General features: G+C 48.5%; 8 protein-coding genes and 2 tRNA genes. 4 read left to right on the top strand and 6 right to left on the bottom strand.

Annotated elements, in window-relative coordinates:
* Positions 1 to 14: 14 nt before the first annotated feature.
* From LX69_RS13370 to LX69_RS13360, 3 genes are all read right to left on the bottom strand, one after another.
* On the bottom strand, positions 15 to 2,495 hold the full coding sequence (locus LX69_RS13370) for an OmpA family protein (RefSeq protein ID WP_111446555.1): 2,481 nt from the start codon (positions 2,493 to 2,495) through the stop codon (positions 15 to 17).
* 332 nt (positions 2,496 to 2,827) lie between these two features.
* Positions 2,828 to 2,901, bottom strand: a tRNA-Arg gene (locus tag LX69_RS13365).
* A gap of 44 nt (positions 2,902 to 2,945) precedes the next feature.
* Positions 2,946 to 3,019: transfer RNA gene (locus LX69_RS13360), tRNA-Arg, on the bottom strand.
* 278 nt (positions 3,020 to 3,297) lie between these two features.
* Here LX69_RS13360 and LX69_RS13355 point away from each other — a divergent pair.
* The 3 genes from LX69_RS13355 (at position 3,298) to LX69_RS13345 (ending at position 10,110) form a co-directional block, all read left to right on the top strand.
* Entirely contained in the window at positions 3,298 to 4,986 is a 1,689-nt protein-coding gene (locus LX69_RS13355; protein ID WP_111446554.1) for a M23 family metallopeptidase, read from the top strand.
* Positions 4,987 to 5,970: 984 nt separating this feature from the next.
* On the top strand, positions 5,971 to 8,070 hold the full coding sequence (locus tag LX69_RS13350) for a tetratricopeptide repeat protein (RefSeq protein WP_111446553.1): 2,100 nt from the start codon (positions 5,971 to 5,973) through the stop codon (positions 8,068 to 8,070).
* Between the two features lie 27 nt (positions 8,071 to 8,097).
* A complete protein-coding gene (locus tag LX69_RS13345) occupies positions 8,098 to 10,110 on the top strand; it encodes an AAA family ATPase (RefSeq protein WP_111446552.1) in 2,013 nt (670 codons plus the stop codon).
* 707 nt (positions 10,111 to 10,817) lie between these two features.
* On the opposite strand, the gene LX69_RS13340 is transcribed toward LX69_RS13345, so the two are convergent.
* The 3 genes from LX69_RS13340 to LX69_RS13330 form a co-directional block, all read right to left on the bottom strand.
* Positions 10,818 to 12,491, bottom strand: a complete 1,674-nt coding sequence (locus tag LX69_RS13340; RefSeq protein ID WP_111446551.1) for an AMP-binding protein — start codon at positions 12,489 to 12,491, stop codon at positions 10,818 to 10,820.
* Positions 12,492 to 12,501: 10 nt separating this feature from the next.
* Positions 12,502 to 13,056 (bottom strand): helix-turn-helix domain-containing protein, encoded by a 555-nt coding sequence (locus tag LX69_RS13335; protein ID WP_111446566.1) that lies wholly within the window; start codon positions 13,054 to 13,056, stop codon positions 12,502 to 12,504.
* Positions 13,057 to 13,705: 649 nt separating this feature from the next.
* A complete protein-coding gene (locus LX69_RS13330) occupies positions 13,706 to 16,495 on the bottom strand; it encodes a DEAD/DEAH box helicase family protein (protein WP_221621361.1) in 2,790 nt (929 codons plus the stop codon).
* A 125-nt stretch (positions 16,496 to 16,620) separates the two neighbouring features.
* Here LX69_RS13330 and LX69_RS18005 point away from each other — a divergent pair.
* A partial coding sequence (locus LX69_RS18005; RefSeq protein ID WP_221621360.1) for a hypothetical protein occupies positions 16,621 to 16,860 on the top strand: 240 nt, incomplete at its 3' end.

Raw genomic sequence — 16,860 nt, 5'->3', positions numbered from 1 at the left:
TAATTTTGAATGAATCAATCCAGAATTTTAATTTCTACACGGCGGTTTTCGGCTCGCCCGGCTTCTGTTTTATTGTCGGCGATGGGTTGTTCTAAGCCATAACCTTCGTACTCTAACCGATCCTGTGTGATACCTTTTTTAATGATGTAATTACGCACTGTCAGGGCTCGTTCTTTCGACAGTTTCTTGTTGCTGGCGGCTGAACCTACATTGTCGGTATGACCGGAGATTTCAATCCGTACTTTGGGGTTTTCGAGTAGCAGGTTGGCAAATTTGTCAAGCTCGGCGAACGACGAGGGTTTTAAGGTCGATTTGCCGGAATTGAACAGGATGTTCTCGATGACGATTTTCACGCCCGCCTTCATCTTTTGAAGATCAAAATTTCGAACCAATAACGTGGTGTCACCCAGGAACTGTGCCGGTGCATTTTGGAAGAAATAACCTTCGGCTGAGGTCTCGATGACAAACGGACCGGCTTCCTCCATCGTGGCCACATATTTACCCGATGACGAATCGCTGGGGCAGATGGCGATGGGGGCTGCAATACCCGGCTTAAACACTTTTACCCATCCGGAAACAGGCAGCTTGCTCTCTTGTTCGGCCAACACGCCGGTGATGGTGTATGTGATGCGACTGGGCGTGAGCGTTATGTTCCGTTCTTCTTTGTCGCCCTTGATACTTTTCATGGTCAGCGGCGTGGTGTAAGCAAAGAAATCGGTGGCCGACACTTCCATGGTCACATTTGTTTTGTCTTCAAATGTGATGGAGTACTCTCCCGTCTGTGGGTTGGTGGCGATGCGTTGCAATACTGTATCCTTGTTGATGGCTTTAAAGACAATGTCGGCCATCACAGGACTGCCGTTGCGCGAATTGGTCACACGTCCCCACACCGTGAAGGGGTATTTGAGCTTCTCTAGTTGATAGTTTTGGGTGATGACTTGATGACGTGTAGTGGCTCGTTGCAGTTGATCTTTAGTGCCTTTGTAACCGGGTGCATCTATCTGAAGCCAGTAATTGTTGACGTCGTCAAATGCAATGCTGTACTGACGTGCAACGGTGTCTTGTGCAGCTGATGTCACCAGTTGATTGTTGTCGTCACGATACACCGACACGGTTGCGGCCAATATTTTGTTGGTCTTATTGTCGGTGACCTGACCGTTGAGTTCAAAAGGAATGCGGGGGTCATGAACAATTTTATAGATGTCGAGACCGCCATGACTTCCCTGGCGAAGGGTGGAGTAAATGGCCACCATGCTGTCGGGCGTGGGGCGATAAAAGAGCTCGTCAGCAGGCGAGTTAATGGGGTATCCCAGGTTGACCGGCTCACTCCATTCTCCATTGGGCTGTTTGGTCGTGCGGTACACATCAAATCCTCCCATACCGGGCAAACCATTCGACGAGAAATAGAGTGTGTTGCCATCGGGCGTTACGTAAACACCTTCCTCATCAAATGGCGTGTTAATTTGTGGCCCCAGGTTGCGAACCTTGCGGAAGCGATATTTGCCCGATTGTTGGGCGGAATAGATGTCTTTGCCGCCTTTGCCCTTGGTTCGGTTCGATACAAAATAAGCTATCCCACTCTTATTTACCGTCATTGCGGTTTCCTGATGGGCACGATGATTAATTTTACCCTTTAACTGACGCACTTTTTTTACTTTACCGTTGTTGAGATTGGCGGCATAAATGTTGCCATGTCGCCATTTGCCCTGATAAAAAAAGATGCGGTTATTTTGATGGTCAATACCGGCTACGCTCGAGTTGGTTGATTGACGCAACGAGCCGGGTTCGTCGGTTGCTTCGGCCGGGTGGTTGATGCAATTATTCGTGGCAAGGATGCGTTCTTTGTAGCGGTTACGGTGAACCACTTTGTCCTTTTCCCGACGGGGACGTCGGCTGGTAAAGTACATGGTTGAATCGCTCTGGTAGCTGACCACAGCATTGTAATCGTCAAAATAACTATTAACAACAGGCCCAAGGTTGATGATGAACATAGGCAGGGAATCCTTCACCGCCTGAGCCCCAAAATCACACTCGCTATTGAGTTGCTTTAGCGCTTTGCCAAACGACTTCTTGCGAAACGACTTGAGTGTTTGGTGATAGTTGTTGAATGCCACTTTCGCCGAATCGTACATCAAATTGTACTGAAAAGCTTTCCCCAAATGGTAGTAATAATCTTTGGCCACATCGGGGTAGGCTTGTTCCATATAAGCCAATGCACTTTGCGGATGTGTGCTGTAAAGGTTACAAATGGCCATTTTGTAGTTGAATGCCGAGATGCCGGTCGCATACTTTTGTACATTTTGGTAGTACTTCACGGCTTCGTCATATAGACCCTTGCGGTAGTATTTCTCACCCATCTTCAGGTCAAATGCCGTGTTATCAGGCATGTCGGAACGCTGGATGATCGGCTCTTTCTCCAGCTTGGGATTCTCTTGCGACCACGACGTGAGCCATAGGCAGCACAGGGTAATAAGGGAGATTGTTCTTAGATTCATTTGCTAATGATTTATTATCGGTTTAATGATTCAAGTGGATGGGCGTTATCTTTTATGACTCATATTTTATCATGGTTGGAATGCAATGTGTCCCAACCTTATTGCCTTTTAGATATCATGATCAACTGGGAAGGTGTGTCTTCAGCTAATGACTTAATCCGTTGATGATTCTACTTCAAAATTGCATTTTTCAATGCAATGTGATACTGCATTATTTATCATTTATTTCAAAATTTGATAAAACATTTGATTTTGTTGATAAAAGACTAACGATGTGGTGAGAAATCAAAAAAAAAGCAGTCAATTAATAAATAATTGACTGCTTTTAAACGTGATTCCGAAGAGATTCGAACTCCTAACCTCCTGGGCCGTAACCAGGTGCTCTATCCAATTAAGCTACGGAACCTTATTTTGAGTAAGATGTGTAAAGCAACAAAGATATTTTAAGTGTGATTCCGAAGAGATTCGAACTCCTAACCTCCTGGGCCGTAACCAGGTGCTCTATCCAATTAAGCTACGGAACCTTATTCTTTGTTGCGTTCTCTTTTCTCTCAAACGCGGTGCAAATATAGGGGTTTTATTTTCAAATCTGCAAGGGCTCTGCTGTTTTTTTTTGACCAAATGTAGCCTGCTGATTTTATCTGCTTGTTGCAGATTGGGTTAAAAAAGTCTCTTTATGGCGCAGATATCTCCATACGTTGAATTAGGAATGGCTGAATGCTTATTTTTCCCTAATTTCGGCCATTTTTAAATAGGTCTGTGACGGGCATTCTCTTTTATTTCCGTCAAATTTCAATACAATATGAGGAAACTTTGGTCACTTAGTTTGATGTTCGCGGTTGCGATGTTGCATGCTCAACAATTTATCCCCAATACTTTTCGTCCGCCGTTGGACATTTCCCCGGTCATCAACGGAACCTTTGCTGAAATTCGTTCCAATCATTTTCACAGTGGCATCGATTATGGCGTAGGAGGTAAAATTGGCAATAAAATATTTGCCATCGGCGATGGTGATGTGTCTCGTGTAAAAGTGCAATCGGGCGGTTACGGAAAGGCGCTTTATGTGACGCATCCCAATGGCTACACCAGCGTTTATGCGCATCTGGATCGTTATGCGCCACGCATTGATTCGTTGGTCATTGCGTCGCATTATCACCGTCAGCAATTTGATATGGATGTGACCTATCGACCGGGAGAGATGACGGTGAAACAAGGCGAGGTAATCGGCTATGTGGGCAACACCGGGAGTTCGTCTGGGGCTCATTTACATTTTGAAATTCGGGGAACCAACGATGAAAAACCCATCGATCCTCTATTGTTTATGAATAACGTTAAAGACAATGTTCCCCCAGTTATTTCGGGCATTCGTATTTATCCGATTGACAATGGAGCCTCGGTTGCCGGCAAGGGACAAGCCAAATATTACAAGGCGGTGCTTGTGAATGGCACATATCGGTTGGAAGGCAACTTGCCGGTAAGCGCGAACGGAAACATAGGAATTGGCATTGAAACCATTGATTATCTCACCGGATCGTGGCGCAAATGTGGTATTTATTCTATTGAGATGATTGTGGATGAAGCAACACAATTTAAAGCTGAGCTGAATCGTTTCAGCTTTGATCAGACACGCTATGTCAACAGTTTTATCGACTTTGGTTATAAAATATCCACCGGAAAGGTCATTCATAAGTGCTTTGTCGATGCGTATAATGCCCTTGATGTGTATCGCAGCGTTGAAGAGAAGGGCGTGATTAAGATTTCCAAGGATGGCATCAAGACGGTGCTGATAAAGGTGCGCGACACTCACGGCAATGAGTCTGTACTGGCTATGAAGCTCAAAGGCGATGGCGTGGTTGCACCCAAATCGAACATTGCGGTCATTTCGGGTGACAAGCCATTGGTGGTTGAAAAGGAAAACATCAAAGTCAACATTCCCGAGAATGCGTTTTACTCCGATGTGCCTTTCTCGGTCACGTCGCGCGGGGAAGGCATGTCAAAAATTTACTCGGTGGGGCAACGCACAATTCCGTTGCATCAGTTCATTACGGTGAACGTGAGGATTCCGGAAGCGTTGTTGCCCAAGGTGCGTTATCTGTGTCTGGCAAAAGTCAATGGCAAAAGCTCAGCCTATGCCGGCGGCGTTCATAAAAACGGATGGCTGAGTGCCCGTGTGCGTGAATTGGGCGATTATCAATTGGCCATCGATTCGGTGGCGCCTGCCGTGACGTGGCACAATGCTGCCCCACAAGGAAATTATGCCGGCCGCAAAACATTGGAACTAATAGTAAAAGATAATTTCTCGGGCATCGCCTCGTTTCGCTGTGAAATTGACGGCAACTGGGCTTTGTTTGAATATGACGGTAAAACCAATCGTCTTATTTGCCCGCTCAATCGCATACCCATCACCAAAAATAAAAAGCACTCCCTGAAAGTGGTTGTGGTGGATGGACTCGGAAATGAAACGGTTCGTAATTTGGCATTTCACTACTGACCCCTGATTCGTTGACGTGCCATCACGTTGTATAGCTTGATTTGCTCCCGGTGCCGCATCCAAATATCCCGCTTTTGTGTTATGTTTGTATGCTGTGCTTCATCATTGCAGTAAATTTTATCTTCAAATGCAAATCAATGTCGTTTAGTTAAACCCCAATGGGGCGCCAGCATTAGCGTAGGGCAAAGCCCTGCTTATTGTAGCAAACGAGCTCAAGCCCCGAAGGGGCGTAAGCCTACGCCCTTTGACTTTGTCGATTTTCAACTCAGGGCTCTGAGATTGAGTTTGCATTCATCGTTGGGCGATGACCAACGCGACTGCTTATCGCCCTTTCAGGGCTTAACTTAACGACATTGATATGCGAATTATGAGTTGAAAAATGCATTTATGGATCAAAAAATTTAATGTGCATTAAAATAGTTACCAAGCATGAAATTTATGAGGCTTTATAATTCTCCTGCCGTTAGGCAGGAAAGCTCGGTAAAAACAAAGAAGGGCTTCGTTTTGTCTTGCCCCATCCGAGGCAAAAGACCTAATCAACGTTTTTTATTGTTACCGAGCTTTTTCCCTTACGGGGAAATTTTAATGCCCCTCAAAAATTTCGTGGTTATATCTACGCCTACATCTCTTTTGTCTTTCTTTGAGATAATTTGTTGTGTGCCAAAACTCAATGCTGTAGATAAAAATCTCAACCCTTATTGACATTTCAAATAAATTTTATTGTGACACGTCTCATAGATGATATAATCCGGTAATGATTTAACTACGATATTACTCTTTTGAGTTATCTGTTTTGTTATTTAAACGCAATGCGTTAAAATTAACTTAGCGCCTTTCTTGGCATAGCCAAGCGACTGCGTCGATTAGCGCCTCAGTGTTTATTTTGACTTTGTGGTACTCAGTGTCTGTTCAGTGGAACTCGGTGATATGTAATATATTTCACAGAGATACACCAACATTTATTTCGAATTTTAAACAATTGGTATGCGCTTACGCATGATGTTATATGTGATTTTGTTGATGTGGCTGGCTCCGGGTCGCATGGTGGCACAATTCAACACCGATCAGGTGATGGCCAACGCACGAAATGCCATCTATTTTGAGGACTACGTGCTTTCCATTCAATACCTCAATCGGGTGATCAGTTCCAAACCTTACCTGAGTGAACCCTACTTCTTTAGAGGTTATGCCAAGTTTAAGCTCGAGGATTTTGCCGGTGCCATGGATGACTTTAAAAAGGCTCTGGAGATCAATCCCTATCAAATGGATGTGTACCGTTTTTACGGGCTGGTGAATACGTTTACCGGCAACTATCAGGCTGCCATCGACGAGTATTCCAAAGGTTTGGAAATTGACCCTGTAAACATTGATCTGCTGATGTTGAGGGGCGATGCCCACAAAATGCAAAAGCAATACGACGAGGCCATTGCCGATTTTGACCGGGCACTCTCCAAAGATCCAAAGCTCATCAACATCTACCTGGAACGCGGTTACAGCAAATTGTCGCAGGGCGATACCCTGGGTGCCATTCAGGATTACTCGCTGGTGATTGAGCGCAATCCATTGCTGGTGGACAGCTATTGGCGTCGTGCCATTTTGTATTCGCAAATGAAGGAATATCAACTGGCCTTGAAAGATTACGACAAGGCCATTGAGCTGCGATCGGGCGAAACTGATTTTTACCACAATCGCGCCGTGGTCCGTTACCAGTTGGATGATTTGAGGGGCGCCATGGCCGATTTGGACAAAGCCCTGGAGCTGGAACCGCGCAATCGCATGGCTTTGGGTAACCGGGGGCTTTTGCGTGCCGAAGTGGGCGACCTAAACCGTGCGGTGGAAGATTTCTCGCGTGTGCTGGCTTTGGATCCTTCCGATATGATTACCCTTTTTAACCGGGCGCTCATCTTCAATCAAATTGGTGAATACCGACAAGCCATCAGCGATTTGAATATTATTGCCGAAAAATACCCACGCTTTGCCCCCGTGTACATGAGTCGGGCAGCTGCCAGGCAGCAACTCAACGATGCCGCCGGAGCTCAGCGCGACTACAACACGGCCATGAAACTCGAAATGGACAACCAGAAGGCATCAACGGCCAACGCTCAAAAAAGCGATGAATCCGATGAGGCAGGAAAGAAGAAAGAAACCCGCAGTCAATCGGACACCGACATTAGCCAATACGACAAGATTGCCGTGTTGGACGACTTTGATGACAAAGACGATCAGGGGGATCTGGACAAAGTAAAGGCGCCCGAAACCATTCGCGGACGGGTGCAAAACAGGGAACTGTTCATCGACATGGAACCCATGTTTGCCCTCTCGTACTATTCGGCCGATACCCTGCTCAACAAGGTTCGCTACTTTGATCGCGACGTGGAACTCTTTAACCGAAAAGCGGTGGTGCCGCAGCGCATGCTCATCAACAATCATGTGGTGGATCATGAGTCGCGATACTACGCGGAGATGATGAAACGCGTGCGCTTAATTAGCGAAGATTTGAAACAAGGCGGACACGACAATCAGTTGCTTTTTGTGCGGGCTGTGCTGTACGCTTCGATGCAGGATTATACCCGTGCCATGGACGATTTAACGCTGCTGCTCACCATGCTTCCCAACGACAAGTTGGCTCTGTTTTTGCGTGCGCATGTGCGTTATCAAATGGTAGAGATGATTCGCTCGATGGATGCGACAGCAACAGGGGCGAGCGACTTATCGGTACAACCATCCCTGGGGGTCAAGCCTGCACCTTCGGCCGAAAACCGTAAATCGATGGAGCGGGTGATGGATTATGATTTAATCATGAACGATCTAAACCGGGTGATTGAGGCCGATCCGTCATTTTCGTATGCTTACTACAACCGGGGCGTCTTGTTTTGTGCCATGCGTGATTTCGAGAGTGGCTTGGCCGATTTTTCAAAGGCCATTGACTTAAATCCCGCCCTGGGCGAAGCCTGGTTTAACCGCGGTCTCACGCGCATCTTCTTAAAACAGCAAAACGATGGGGTGGCCGATATGAGCAAAGCCGGCGAATTGGGAGTGTATAAAGCTTATCATGTCATCAAGCGTTATTCATCGGTGCGCTGACATCGGTAGTATAAATAAATTCATTGCATGGCCAAACTGCTCGACACCATTGATACAGATAACGCCGAATTTCAGGATGCTTACAGCCTGATTCAATATACCAATTCATCTGTTTTTCTCACCGGACGTGCCGGCACGGGTAAATCGACTTTTTTAAAATACATCTGTCAAACCACCCATAAAAAGTATGTGGTGGTGGCTCCCACTGGCATTGCGGCCATTAACGCCGGGGGTGTAACCATTCATTCGTTTTTTAAGGCGCCCTTTCGACCCATCCCGCCCGACGATGCCGACTATTCCATCCAGAACAGACGCATTTTCGATGTGCTCAAATTCAGGAAGGAACATGTCAAACTCATTGAGCAAACCGAATTGTTGATCATCGACGAGGTGTCGATGGTGCGGGCCGATTTGCTCGATTTCATCGATCGGGTGCTGCGGGCTTACACAAAAAACCACCATCACCCCTTTGGCGGTAAACAGGTGTTGATGGTCGGTGATGCCTTTCAGCTTGAACCGGTGACCAAACGCGAGGATTGGGACATCCTCAAGCGGTTTTATCATTCGCCCTATTTCTTTTCGGCACGAGTGTTTCAACAAATCCCCCTGGTGCAAATTGAGCTCCGTAAGGTGTATCGCCAGAGTGATGCCAATTTTGTGAACCTGCTCGATAAAATTCGCGTCAAAGCGGCGGTGTCGGCCGATATTCAGGCTGTCAACAGCCGATATGTGCCTTCGTTTAGAGTGCCCGACAACGACTTTTTCATCACCCTGGCCACCCGTCGCAATACGGTCGATTACATCAACGAAAACAAGCTGGCAGAGCTGCCCGGCGAGGCCGCCTTGTTTGATGGCCACGTGGAAGGCGATTTTCCAGAGTCGAGCCTGCCAACCCTCAAACGACTGGAGCTGAAACCCAACGCGCAGGTGATGTTCATCAAAAACGACATGGAGCGGCGTTGGTACAACGGCTCGCTGGGCATCATTGAAGAGATTGTTGAAAACACCATTTTCGTGCGTCTCGAGAATGGCATTGTCCACGAGGTCAATCGCGACATCTGGCGCAACATCCGCTATAAATACGACGAGAAAAACAAACGCATCATTGAAGAAGAATTGGGCTCATTTACCCAGTTTCCGCTGCGGTTGGCGTGGGCCATCACGGTGCACAAAAGTCAGGGGCTGACCTTCGATAAGGTGCTGCTCGATTTCTCGGGGGGAGCCTTTGCCGGGGGGCAGCTTTATGTGGCGCTCAGCCGTTGCCGTTCGCTCGAAGGCATCGTCCTGAAAACCCCTGTGCGGCAAAGCGACATGATTGTGAGCAACGAGGTGGTGCAGTTTGCCCGACAGGCCAATAACAAGCAACTCATTCAGGCGCAGCTCAACAGTGCCCGCGCCGATAACCTGTATCGCCAGGCTGACGAGGCTTTTGCCGCCGACCGGTTTCAGCAGGCGGTGGCGCATTTGGCCGAAGCCATTGGTTTGCGAAACGACCTCGACAAACCGGCCGTGCAGCGTTTGCTGGCCATCAGGCTGTCGCGCATCATCGACCAACAAAACCACATTCGCCATCTGCAGGAGCTACTGGCGCAACAACGTCGACACACAGAGGAGTTTGCCCGCGAATATTTTTTGATGGCCAACGAATGTGTGCTCAAATATAAGGATCGCCGCGCGGCCATTGCCAATCTCGACAAAGCCCTCAAGCTGCAGCCCGACATGGTGGATGCCCTGCGTCGCCGTGCCGACCTGCGGGTCGAAACCAAAGATTACGAGATGGCAGAGGCCGATTACTCGGCGTTGCTCAAGCTGAAACCTAAATCGTTTAAAGCCCTGTATCATCGGGGGCGTACCCGCTTGTTGCTGATGAACTACACGGGTGCCTACAACGATTTGCTCGCGGCCACCCGCATCAAACCCGAACATGCCGACGCGCTTTATTATCTTGGCAATGCCTGTTCAAAATTGGGCGAAACCGACAAGGCCAACGACTATTGGAACATGGCCTCCCAATTGGGGCACGATGGGGAGGATGATTAACGCGAACGCTGTGAATCGGTATAGGATGAACACTTCAAGTTCATTGTCATTTCATTCGAATCATGAGATGACGATTTTTAGACTTCCGACAGATTGAATGACCCGACTAAGAATACCGACCGATTTTTTTGTCCACCAATTACACGAATTCTAGTCTCCTCGCTAGCGCGGATTTGCAATCCGTGCTCACATATATCAAAATAATACCATTCTGAGCAATTCCCCCCCCATCGGGGGCAAATATCGGTAGCAATTTGTGGCATCCGTTAACCCTTCGCCCCATTCGGGTCGAAAGAAGGTTTGCTGACCTTCTTCTACCGAGCTTTGGTGCCTCGCTAGCGCGGATTTGCAATCCGTGCTGCCACAACACCTCGCTAGCGCGGATTTGCAATCCGTGCTCACATATACATCAAAATAATACTATTCTGAGCAATTCCCCCCCCATCGGGGGCAAATATCGGTAGCAATTTGTGGCATCCGTTAACCCTTCGCCCCAATCGGGGCGAAAGAAGGTTTGCTGACCTTCTTCCACCGTTCTTTAGTACCTAAAGACACTAAAGAACAAGCACGAAAGGTCAAGCCCGATAAGATTTTTAGACATGAAAATTCATTGAATGCTAACAAATCATGAACTAAACGTCATTGAATCATGGTACTGCTGCACTCCTGCACTCTTGCACTTCCTAGTTCCGCAGCATCTAAGCGACTTATTTTTTGCTTTGTGAGGGCGTGTCCGCATCGCGCAGCTCCACGCGTCTGATTTTGCCGCTGATGGTTTTGGGTAGCACCTCTACAAAGTCGATGATGCGGGGGTACTTGTAGGGGGCAGTCACCTGTTTGACATGGTTTTGAATCTCCTCCATCAGAGCCGCATTGCCCGGCTTGTAAGCAGGAGCCAGCACAATGGTGGCCTTCACAATTTGACCTCTCACATCGTCGGGAACGCCCGTCACGGCACATTCCACCACGGCGGGGTGGGTCATCAGGGCACTCTCGACCTCGAAGGGGCCAATGCGGTAGCCCGAACTTTTAATCACATCATCGGCACGCCCCACAAACCAGTAATAGCCTTCCTCGTCGCGCCAGGCAATGTCGCCGGTATAGTACAACCCATCGCACAGCACTTCGTTGGTGCGTTGCGCATCGCGGTGATAACCCATGAAGAGACCCACGGGGCGTTCGTTGTCCACCCGAATGACAATTTGACCCTGCTCGCCATCTTCGCACAGCGAACCATCGGGTTTGTGAAGCTCGATGCGATAGGCCGGCGAGGGTACACCCATGGAGCCGGGCTTAGAATCCATCCACACAAAGGTCCCCAGTTGCACGGTGGTTTCGGTTTGTCCAAAGGCTTCCATGAGTTTGATGCCCGTGCGGTCGTAAAAGGTTTGAAACACCGATGGACTCAGTGCTTCGCCGGCCGTGGTGCAATATTGGAGCGCCGACAAATCGTATTTTGAAAAGTCCTCGCGTATCATGAAGCGGAACACCGTGGGCGGCGCGCAAAACGAAGTCACCCGGTTGTCGGACAGTACCTGCAACATGTCAGCGGGGTCGAACTTGTCGTGGTCGTAAACAAAAATGGAGCATCCCGCCATCATTTGGCCATACATTTTGCCCCACACGGCTTTGGCCCACCCGGTGTCGGCCACCGTGAGATGGCAGCCATTTTCCTGCACGTTGTGCCAAAATACCGCCGTGATGATATGACCCAGGGGATAGGTGAAATCGTGCGCCACCATTTTTGGATTGCCGGTGGTGCCCGAGGTGAAGTACAAAAACATGATGTCGCTGTTGACCGACGGAAGCTCAGGTTTCACAAACGGAGGCGCGGCGGCCATGCCGGCCTCAAAACTGTGCCACCCGTCGGGAACCAGTGGTCCTACCGAGATGAGGGTGGTGAGGGTAGGGCAGGAGGGTTTGGATTTTTCGATGTGCTCAATCACCCCCGCATCGCCCACGCTCACGATGGCTTTGATGTCAGCAGCCTGGCAACGGTAAGTGATGTCCTTGTCGGTGAGCAAATGGGTGGCCGGAATGGCCACTGCTCCCAGTTTGTGCAAGGCCAGGCAGGCAAACCAAAATTCGTAACGACGTTTGAGGATGAGCATCACCTTATCGCCCCTGCCAATGCCCATTTGTTGAAAAAACGAGGCGGTACGGTCGGTGGCTGCCTTCAGCTCGGCAAATGTAAAGGTGCGTTTTTCGTTTATATCATTGGTCCATATCAACGCCGTTTTAGCGGGTTCCTGATGGGCATACACATCCAGAATGTCGTATGAAAAATTGAAATTGGCGGGAACGTTGATTTTGAAGTTTTGTTGAAAATCGCTTAATGAATTGAATTCCGGCTGAGCCAGAAATTTCTTATATAACTGCATGGGATGATGATTAAATAATAACTGCTAAAAACTGACAATCCTGATTGTCGAGGGCAATCATGCCGTGGGGCTGATTGGCATCAAAATAGATGGAATCGCCGGTTTCAAGAATCATCTCTTTGCCATTGAGCAACAATTTAAGACGCCCTTTAAGGATGTAATTGAACTCCTGTCCGGCATGGCGGTTGAGGCTCATGGGCGTGTGGGCATCCACGGGCGCCACGGTCACTAAAAAAGGATCGGCTTTGCGCTGCTTAAAGTTGGCAGCCAGCGATTCGTACTCATAGGCCGCAATGCGGTCGATGGACGGCCCTTGCATTTTGCGCGTGAGGGCATAGGCGTGCATGAGCGGCTCTTCGCCCGAGAGAAGTGCCGTGAGTTCAATGTGGCAGGCATGGGCAATGGTGTGAAGCACGCCAATGGGGATGTCCTGATGCCCGGTTTCATATTGTTGGTATTGTTGTGCCTCTAATTGGCATCGCTCGGCCATTTGTTCGACGCTGATGTTGAGGCTTTCGCGCAGCCCTCTGAGTCGTTCGGCGATTTCGATAGTGGAACTTTCCATGTCATTGGTTTTTGAAACCTTGAAATACATCATTTATTTTTAAACGGACAAGGTGTTTTTGAACAGGTTTTTGGCTCTATGTCGAATCCTGTGGGTAAACAAAATATGAAAGCACGAAATCAACACAAGGTAACTAAGCCGCCTTCGGAAAATGGCGTTAAAAAAATCATAGGCCTGAGCGTTAAAAAATATGCGCTGTTTGAGCTTGCGAGTTCGCAGATTTTAGCGAGGGTCTATGATTTTTAGCCATTTTACGTTAGCGGCGGCCTTTTTTGCTTACTTTTTGGGGCTGTAGCCAAAAAGTAAGAGCCCGCCCGGCTAGAGGGCACGAAATATTGGCCTGAGAGAATTGATACTTATGATTACCCACACAAATCAGAACAGAGCCAGTTTTTTCAATGGATGCTACTATATAACTCTTTTACCGAGTGGCAATGAGGCTTCTTCTCCTCACGGGCTCTCATCTTATCTCACTGCAACTCAGCGCTAGTTCTTAGTTCGTTAAATAGAGGACGATGATTAAATGCTGAGTTATCTGCTTTCATATTTAAACGCAATCTACATATTCAAACCAACTCAGCGCCTTCGAGCCTCAGCGTTTATTTTGACTCTGTGGTTCCTCACGTGCAGTCACAACCAATTTGGGCGCCTATCGCCAAATGTTTTTGCGAATCGACGCATTTTCAAATTGGTTGGCAAAAGCGTGCATGCGTGCATGTATTAATTGTTTGCGCCCCTGATAGTACTTGGTGAAAACCATCTCGGTAGCGCCAACCTGTTTTTTCCAGTGCTTGAGAAAGATGTCGGCCGTTCGCTTGTTTTTACCCAACACTTCGGGCACGGCATGAAAATCAATTTGTGTCTTGATTCCCATGAATTGATGCTTGCGGATGATCACATAACGCGGATTGTTGATGGGCGACACAATCTCACCGATGGCATTGATGAACAACGATTCGTCGTAGGACGTGCCCCCTTTTAAATGACACGTCAGGGAGCCATACAGGTCGGTGCCGGTTTCGGCTTTCAGCTCGGCAACCGGCGTTTGAAGCAGACCGGCCTCCGCGAGCGTATGGAGCAATGCTTGCGCAATGCGCCCGATGTCGGCCGCGATATCGCGATATTTTAAATAATATTTGAGCGACACATAGGTTTGACGTCCAAAATAAACCAACCCAATGGTGCCGGCCACGCTCATCCAGGTAAAAAAGTCCTTCAGCGAATCGATGCGTTGGGTGTGCGTGCCCATTTTAATGAGCATATCCTTTAGAAATACCATTCCGGCCATGATGAGCTCAAACATAAGGGTGGCGATGGTGCGACGGGTGTAAAAAACTTTGCGACGGGTCGAGTTGCGTCTGATGGCTTCAGGAAAGGTAATTTCATCAATCAAACGCACCCCGTTCGCCAATGCCTGATTCCATTTTTGGGCAAGTGCGGGCCGATTGGCGGCTTGCTCAAGGGTTTGTGCATTGTGCTGCGAACCGTTGATGTGTCCAATTTTTTCGGGCAGGTTCAGTCGCCCAATGCCATTTTCGATGGAAGCACCACTGTGGTAACATGGCCCGGTAAACCCACGGAAACGGCGTTTGAGCAGCTCCAGGTCGTTGCCCCCGTCGGCCGACGTGTTGTCCAAACATACCAGATGCCATATATTGGCTGTCTTGCCGGCATTTCCCGGTTGCGTACGTATGGCGCGTCCCCGCATCTGGTTCGACAACACAAACGATCCCACATAACTGGCCATCACAAGGGCATTGATGGCCGGCGCATCCCATCCTTCGCCCAACAGCGACTTAGTGCCCACCAAAACCTCTATTTCGCCTTGCTCAAACAAACGGGTGACCAGTCCCACCATATCATGCCTGAGACGGTCACTCTCGTCGATGGTCACATAGTGGTGGTCGAAGGGAACCGGAGTGTGCCCGATGGCCGCAATGCCACTTCGCTGTGCTTCATGCGCCAATGCTTCTAAGGCCGTGCGGGGAATGACAATCAGGCTGCCGGTGAGGATGCCCAATTTCAACGTTTGTCCCGACTGGCGTCGCAGTAGTTCAAAAATTGGCAACACGCCCAGCTTGTTGATCGGTGCGTTATTTTCGGCCGCATTCACCCACGCTTCTTTGCGGATGTAGTCGGTGAGAATCACCATGCGTAATTGGGCTCCCATTTGTTGGTGCTCAAAGGCCACAATGCGCTCAATGCCCCTTAGTTTGCTGATGCTGGTGTTGAGGACTCCGGCCAGCCGTTTGCTAAAACAAAAGTCGATTTGTTTTTTGTCGATGGCGCCATGATGCTTTAGCTTGTTTTCAAGATGTTGACGGTGCGTGTCGAACGCCGTAAAGTGTGTCTTTTCCTGATAGATGTAGTAAGTGAGCAATCGCTGGCACCACAGGTGATCCATTGGCGGAATGGGGTGATCTTTATCGCCAATGATGTCCAGATGCGTGGGGGGGATGAGCACCCCTTTGGCGTGGAGAAAAACCAGTATGGCTGCAAAAATCTCCAAATTGTTGTATATCCAGTTGAGTTCTTCGATGGGGCGTAACCAGGCCGGATGACTTTGCATGGCTTGTTCAAGCACCGGATCCTGAATGATCTCCGACAGCAACCGATCCATATCGGTACGAAAGGTCATGATGCGATGATTCTCATCGGGCGTCGGCTCTGTAAAATATACATGGTCTTGGTGTGGGCATAAATCGCCGGCTCGTACCAGTTCCGGAATGGTGATTTCGGCATCCACCGGGCCGTTGAGTTCGCTGTAGCGCATCCACTCGGCCACCGAAACATCATAGGGCGGCGTGGCCGTTAACCCCACAATGGTCGGTGTCAAAAGGGCTTTGAGACGATGCAATGTATGCCACCACTCATTTTTCAGGTGATGGGCTTCGTCGGCCACTATCGTGTCAGTGCCCTGTTGTTTCAATAAGTTGGCAATCGCTTCGAGTTGACCGTTGTTTTTTGGGGTTGCACCCACGCATTCATCTGCGATTTCGTCTTCCTCATTCACATCGTCTTCATCTGTCTGCTCGTGCTGGGGTAGATTGTTGCAGGCAGCGTGTAATCCCTGATAGGTAATCACAGTCATCAGCCCGGGGCGACGGATGTCACGTGAAATCCACTCGGGAGTCACTTCGGTCTGCAAAAAGAGCTCGCAAAAACGTTGAATCCACTGATTGCGAATGGCAAGGGTCGGAGCCAAAATCAGCACCGGCTTATTGAGCCGCAACACCACTTCCAGTCCCAGCACTGTCTTACCCGAACCGGGAGGGGCAATGATGTGTAGATGGTTGTCGTGCAGGTGAAACTTCAGTTGGTCGAGAACCCTTTGTTGATATGTGCGCCAGGGATGTTTAAAGGTGATGCCGGGGGGGAAATGTTTGATGGTGTGGGGTGTTGGTGAGTCAATAGTTTCTTGTTGGGGCTGGGTTTTCATTGTGGATAATAGGTTTGATATGAATAACCAAAAGATGGAGCCGGATTTGATACAACATCTACTTCGGGTGAGTGGTGCTGAAAGGTTTGATATCGCTCGTAAATCCGCATAAATACGGTCTCAAATTGTCGGTAAGTAAAAATAACTTCATCCCAATCGCAAAATATCCGCATCGGATTAGTGGCTTTAACATGCAAATTTCCGCCTTTATCGCAATGCGTAATGATCCGGGGATTGATACTGCTTTTTTCGTTTATTGTTTTTCCGTGATGATAGAATGGAAGAATGCAAGAACGCTCCAGTATGATTTTCTTGGCTCTATGTCGAATCCTGTGGGTAAACAAAATATGAAAGCACGAAATCAA

This window comes from Breznakibacter xylanolyticus (assembly GCF_003254275.1).
GTDB classification, from domain to species: domain Bacteria; phylum Bacteroidota; class Bacteroidia; order Bacteroidales; family Marinilabiliaceae; genus Breznakibacter; species Breznakibacter xylanolyticus.
This window is presented reverse-complemented; position numbering and strand designations above follow the sequence as displayed.